1 protein-coding gene and 1 pseudogene are annotated in these 536 nt (G+C 68.8%); one reads left to right on the top strand and one right to left on the bottom strand.

Annotation, left to right across the window (positions count from 1 at the left end; all coding sequences use genetic code 11):
• A pseudogene (locus tag CCL05_RS44405) lies at positions 1-153 on the bottom strand (ammonium transporter); the annotation flags it as partial.
• A 181-nt stretch (positions 154-334) separates the two neighbouring features.
• On the opposite strand from CCL05_RS44405, the gene CCL05_RS46970 reads away from it, so the two are divergent.
• Positions 335-536: GTPase (locus CCL05_RS46970; protein WP_425275998.1), on the top strand; the 202-nt coding region annotated here is incomplete at its 3' end.

The following is a 536-nucleotide window of genomic DNA, read 5'->3' as shown; positions in this document are numbered from 1 at the left end:
GAAGCTCATCATCAGCATGTTGAGCACGCTCTTCGTGCGGACCATGCCGCCGTAGAACAGGGCCAGGCCCGGGGTCATCAGCAGGACGAGGGCGGTGGCGGCGAGCAGCCAGGCGGTGTCGCCGGTGTCGGCGCTTGCGGCGGCCAGAGGCACGGTGTCTCCAACGAGGTGGGGCTCCGGGGGCTCGTCAGAGGTTCACCGGCCCGCGTTTCCGGTTGCGTACGGGTGTGTTTCCGTGACGTTTCGTTGCTTGCGGGTTTCGTGAACCTCACGGCGCGGGCGGCGTTCGGGCGCCTGTGCGGCGGGGCTCTGTGGATCAGGGAGAATGGGCGCCATGAGCGTTCGTACCCAGTCATCCGAAGAGCCGGCCGAGGCTGTCCACAGGGCCGGCTTCGCCTGCTTCGTGGGCCGTCCCAACGCGGGCAAGTCCACCCTCACGAATGCTCTGGTCGGCCAGAAGGTGGCGATCACGGCGAACCAGCCGCAGACGACGCGGCACACCGTGCGGGGCATCGTGCACCGCCCGGACGCCCAGC

This window comes from Streptomyces africanus (assembly GCF_002150735.1).
GTDB classification, from domain to species: Bacteria; Actinomycetota; Actinomycetes; order Streptomycetales; family Streptomycetaceae; genus Streptomyces; species Streptomyces africanus.
This window is presented reverse-complemented; position numbering and strand designations above follow the sequence as displayed.